Source organism: Streptomyces sp. CO7, assembly GCF_053474865.1.
The window spans coordinates 95602-100647 of record NZ_JBRIOU010000009.1 but is presented as its reverse complement, the minus strand read 5'-3'; the positions used below and the strand labels follow the sequence as shown (position 1 = coordinate 100647).

4 protein-coding genes are annotated in these 5046 nt (G+C 73.3%); 3 read left to right on the top strand and 1 reads right to left on the bottom strand.

The features are described from left to right. The first annotated feature begins 52 nt into the window (after window positions 1–52). Together ACOV8S_RS27020 and ACOV8S_RS27015 are read left to right on the top strand one after the other, a co-directional pair. Window positions 53–2287 carry a glycoside hydrolase family 3 N-terminal domain-containing protein gene (locus ACOV8S_RS27020; protein WP_448320994.1) on the top strand — a complete coding sequence of 745 codons (2235 nt, stop codon included), beginning with the start codon at window positions 53–55 and terminating at the stop codon, window positions 2285–2287. A 156-nt stretch (window positions 2288–2443) separates the two neighbouring features. Then, window positions 2444–2818, top strand: a complete 375-nt coding sequence (locus tag ACOV8S_RS27015; protein ID WP_448320992.1) for a VOC family protein — start codon at window positions 2444–2446, stop codon at window positions 2816–2818. 96 nt (window positions 2819–2914) lie between these two features. Here ACOV8S_RS27015 and ACOV8S_RS27010 read toward each other — a convergent pair whose 3' ends face one another. Next, on the bottom strand, window positions 2915–3784 hold the full coding sequence (locus tag ACOV8S_RS27010) for a hypothetical protein (protein ID WP_448320990.1): 870 nt from the start codon (window positions 3782–3784) through the stop codon (window positions 2915–2917). A 269-nt stretch (window positions 3785–4053) separates the two neighbouring features. Between ACOV8S_RS27010 and ACOV8S_RS27005 the strand changes: the two genes are divergently transcribed. After that, window positions 4054–4668: a TetR/AcrR family transcriptional regulator gene (locus tag ACOV8S_RS27005; protein WP_448320989.1), complete on the top strand. Its 615-nt coding sequence runs from the start codon at window positions 4054–4056 to the stop codon at window positions 4666–4668. Window positions 4669–5046: the final 378 nt, after the last annotated feature.

Genomic DNA, 5046 nt, shown 5'->3' with positions numbered 1-5046 from the left:
CTCCCCGCCCCACCGCTCGACTTCCGCTCCCGCGAATCCGGAGGGCCCGCTCATGAGACCACCGACCCGCCGTGGCCGGCTGACAGCCGCACTGTCCGTCGCCGCCGCCCTCATCACCCTCGCCGGGTCGACGGGCGCGCAGCCCTCCGTCGCCGCGGAGGCCGCCATGGGGGCCGCCGCCCTGCCGTACCAGGACGCCTCGCTCCCCGTGGCGGACCGGGTGAACGACCTGCTCGGCCGGATGACGCTGGACGACAAGATCGGCCAGATGACGCAGGCGGACAAGGACTCGATCGTCCCCCAGTCCGACATCAACACCTACCGCCTCGGCTCCGTGCTGTCCGGAGGCGACGGCACCGTCAGCCCGAACAACGCCACCACCTGGGCCGACACCTACGACGCGCTGCAGCGCCAGGCCATCGGCACGCCGCTCGCCATCCCGATGATCTACGGCATCGACGCGGTGCACGGCGCCAACGCCGTCCGCGGAGCGACGATCTTCCCCCACAACATCGGTCTCGGCGCCACCCGCGACCCGGCGCTCGTCCAGCGCATCGGACGCGCGGTCGCCGAGGAGGTCTCCGGCACCGGCGTCGACTGGACCTTCGCGCCCTGCCTGTGCGTGGCCCGCAACGACCGCTGGGGCCGGACGTACGAGTCGTTCGGCGAGACCCCCGAGCTGGTCTCCTCCATGTCCACCATCGTCGACGGCTTCCAGGGCACGGGCGGCGCGGGATCCACCGCGGCCTCGGTCCTCGCCACCGCGAAGCACTACATCGGTGACGGCGGGACGACGAACGGCACCGACCAGGGCAACACCCAGCTGACCGAGGCCGAACTGCGGGCCGTCCACCTGCCGCCCTTCAAGTCCGCGGTGGACCGGGGCGTCGGTTCGGTGATGCTGTCGTACAGCAGCTGGAACGGCGTCAAGGTGCACGGCCACAAGTTCCTCGTCACCGACCTGCTCAAGGGCGAACTCGGCTTCAAGGGCTTCGTGGTGTCCGACTGGGCCGCCGTCGACCAGCTCGACGGGCAGACCGGCTTCACCGCCGACGAGGTGAGCAAGGCGATCAACGCCGGCGTCGACATGGTGATGGTGCCGTACGACTACAAGAAGTTCATCAGCACGCTGCGCGGTGAGGTCAACAACGGCCACGTGGCGATGTCCCGCATCGACGACGCCAACCGGCGCATCCTCACCAAGAAGTTCGAACTGGGCCTGTTCGAGAAGCCGCTGACCGACCGCGCGTACACCTCGACGGTCGGTTCCGCCGAACACCGCACGCTCGCCCGCCAGGCCGTGCGCGAGTCGCAGGTGCTGCTGAAGAACGACGGCGGTGTGCTGCCGCTCGCCAAGTCGTCGAAGCTCTTCGTCGCGGGCAAGTCGGCCGACGACATCGGCAACATGAGCGGCGGCTGGACGATGAGCTGGCAGGGCAAGAGCGGCGCCATCACCCCCGGCACGACCGTGCTGGGCGGCATCAAGGCCGCCGCCACGGACTCCTCGAAGGTGACCTACGAGCGGTACGGCAACGGCATCGACAGCAGCTACACCGCCGCCGTCGCCGTGGTCGGCGAGACCCCGTACGCCGAGGGCAAGGGTGACCGGACCGGCGCGATGGGCCTCGACCAGGAGGACCTGCAGACGCTGGCGAAGCTGAAGGCGAGCGGGGTGCCGGTGGTGGTCGTGCTCGTCTCCGGACGACCGCTCGACATCGCCGCCCAACTGCCCGACTGGAAGGCGCTGGTCGCCGCCTGGCTGCCGGGGACCGAGGGCGGTGGCGTCGCCGACGTCCTGTTCGGCGACTACAAGCCGACCGGCAAGCTGCCCATGACCTGGATGCGCAGCGTCTCCCAGCAGCCGATCAACCAGGGTGACGGCAAGGACGCCCTGTTCCCCTTCGGACACGGGCTGACCTACACCACCGGCACCGACCCGACGCCCACACCGACGCCGACTCCCACCCCGACTCCGGGCGCCGGCTCCTGCACGGCGACGACCAAGATCACCAACACCTGGTCGGGCGGCTACCAGGCCGACGTGACGGTCAAGAACACCGGCACCGTCGCGCTGACCGGCTGGGCGGCGAGCTGGGACCTCGGCAACCGGACCGTCACCAACGTGTGGAACGGCACGCTGACGACCAGCGGCGGCCGTGCCACCGTGCGCAACACGCAGTGGAACGGCTCGTTGGCCGCAGGGGGCACGGTGACCTTCGGCTACACCGCGAACGGCTCCGCCGACGGCCTTCCGGTACCGGCCTGCGCCGGTACGACGGGCGCCTGACCGCGGAGGTCCCCCCACACGGACCCGGTGTCCGGCGCCGCGGCGCCCGGGCGCCGGGTCCCGTGGTCCCGTGGTCCCGCATGACGGCCGCGGCGAGGGGTACGCCCTTCGTGCGGACGCCGCCGGGGCGGCCGCGGACTTCGAGGGGTGCGGCGGATGATCCGGAAGATGCAGGCGGTGGCGCTGGACTGCGACGACCCGGTCCGGCTCGCCGCGTTCTACGCGGAACTGCTCGGGGGTCGTGTCGTCACGGACTCCGAGGACGCCGACTGGATCGAGGTGCACGGCTTCGAGGGCGTCCCGCTGGCGTGTCAGCGGGTCGAGGGGTACCAGCCGCCCGCCTGGCCGGAGCAGGACCGCCCGCAGCAGCTCCACCTCGACTTCGACGTCGACGACCTCGAGGGCGAGGAGAAGCGGGCTCTCGCCCTGGGGGCGACCGTGCTGGAGCGGACCGACCGGATCCGTCCCGGCGCCAACTGGCGAGTGTACGCCGACCCGGCCGGTCACCCCTTCTGCCTCTGCCTGCACTGAGGATCCGTCAGCACCGGGGCCGCAGAGCCGCACCGGGCAGCCGGGCCCACTCCGGGACAGTCGGCCTGCCGGGCGCACCGTTCCCGCCCGCGGGAGCTAGGCCATGGCCTCGGCCACGGTGGCGCCGGACGGCGCGGGCCGGGGAGTGCCCCGGGTGAGCAGCACCACCCCGCGGGCGGCGACGACCGCCCCGCCCCCGGCCAGCAGGACGCCGAGGGTCCCGCCCTGGAAGCCCTCGCCGAGCAGGCACAGGCCGATGCAGGCCGCGGCCACGGGGTTGGCCAGGGTGGAGGTCGCCAGCGGGGCGCCGAGGCCACCGCGATAGGCCGACTGCGCCAGCAGCAGCCCGCCGACGGCGAATCCGGCGACCAGGACGCCCAGCAGGACCGTCTGCCCCCACGCCACGCCGGCCGGACCGCCGTCGCGCGTCAGGGTCACCGTCATGGTCTGGGTCAGCGCCGACGCCACCCCGGAAGCCACCCCGGACGCGGCGGCGCGGCGCAGGCCCGAGGCGTCGGCAGGCCGGCACAGCGCGGCCAGCAGCACCACCGCGCCGCCGGCCACCGCGAGCGCGGAACCCGGTGACAGTGCCCTCTCCCGGACCGGGCCGGACACGGTGAGCAGCAGCGCGGCCAGGCCCAGCAGGGTCAGCGCGGTGCCCCGCCACTCGGTATCGCCCACCCGGCGCCGCGCCGCCCGGGCGCCCAGCGGCACCGCGACGACGAGGGTGAGCGCGCCCAGCGGCTGCACCACGGTCAGCGGTCCGCAGCGCAGGGCTGCGACGTGCAGCAGCGAGCCCGTGAGGTTCAGGCCGGTCGAGGCCCACCAGACGCCCGTGCCCAGGAGGGCACGCAGCGGGGCGCCGGGACGGGCCCGCGCGACGATCCGCTCCTGCGCCACGGCGGCGGAGGCGTAGGTGACCGCCGAGGCGAGGGACAGGGCGACGGCGAACCCGGTGGCGTTCACCGGCCGGCCCGGGGACGCGCGGGGATCCCGGTCGCGGGTCTGCGCTCACCGGGTGCGGGACGGGCTCTCATCTCCAGCCCTTCGTGCGGACGGGACGTCGCGGGGGATGCCGGAGCGGCCGGCCGCGCGATCATCGAAACGGTTCAGTATCGGTACGATAGAGTACCGGTACTAGTTGGTATCGATACGGTCGGGTGTCGGTGCGGATAGGGTGAGGAGCAGGGACGGTCGAGAGCGGGCCGGGTGGCGGCGGAGGAAGGGGAACGGTCATGACGGTGCAGACGGAGGGTGGAGCCCGGCCGGAATCCGCGTCGCGTCGCTCGAAGATCACACCGGAGCGTGAGCGGGAGTTCTTCGACGCCGTGCTGGAGCTGATCCGTGAGAGCGGCTACGAGGCCGTGACCATGGACGGCGTCGCGGCCCTCACGCGGTGCAGCAAGTCCACGTTGTACCGTCAGTGGCGGACCAAGCCCCAGTTCGTCGCCGCCGCGCTGCGCGCCAACCGCCGGGGCGGGTTCGCCGACATCGACACCGGCTCGCTCGCCCGTGACCTGACGGAGGTCGCCCGCTCGCTCGGGGCGGTGTCGGACCGGGACACCCGGTTGTTCCAGGCGATGGCGCACGCCATCACGGAGGACGCCGAGCTGCGCTGCGCGTTGCGGGAGGCGCTGGTCGATCCGGAGCTCGTCGCGCTGGAGGCGATCCTGCGCAGGGGGATCGAGCGGGGCGACGTCGCCGCCGACCATCCGGCGCTGCCGTTCGTGCCGGACATGCTGTTCGGCGTGATGCGGATCAGGCCGGTCCTGACCGGCCGGTACGCGGACCCGGACCACATGGCCCGGTTCGTGGAGTCGGCCGTACTGCCCGCTCTCGGGCTCGACTGAAGACCCAGACCGGCCGCCCGTGGGATGAGGCGGAAGGTCTGAGCGTGCCGCACGTGGGGACGGCGTGGCACGCGAGCCGGGGCCGGACAGGGCGCCTCTTGAGCGGAGAGGCACCCTGTCCGGCCCCCCTTGGCTTTCCCCGGGGCGGCCGACGGGCCCGGCCGACTGCGGCTCCCCGGCCGCGACGGCTCCACCGGACGGTCGCGGCTCCCCGTTCAGGGCGCGGCTCGGCTCGGCGGCTCCTCGCGGCCCGTGAAGACGGGCGGCTTCGGCTCCCCGGCTCCCGCGGTGCACGGGCCGCGGCCCCAGGGTGGCGGCAGGCCCGAACGGGCGTGACTCTCGGGCAGGTGCGGCCCGGTGGGGAGGATGTCGGGTGGG

Coding starts and splice junctions, on each gene's coding strand:
- ACOV8S_RS27005 (WP_448320989.1), top strand. CDS start 4,054: ATGACGGTGCAGACGGAGGGTGGAGCCCGGCCGGAATCCGCGTCGCGT.
- ACOV8S_RS27020 (WP_448320994.1), top strand. CDS start 53: ATGAGACCACCGACCCGCCGTGGCCGGCTGACAGCCGCACTGTCCGTC.
- ACOV8S_RS27015 (WP_448320992.1), top strand. CDS start 2,444: ATGATCCGGAAGATGCAGGCGGTGGCGCTGGACTGCGACGACCCGGTC.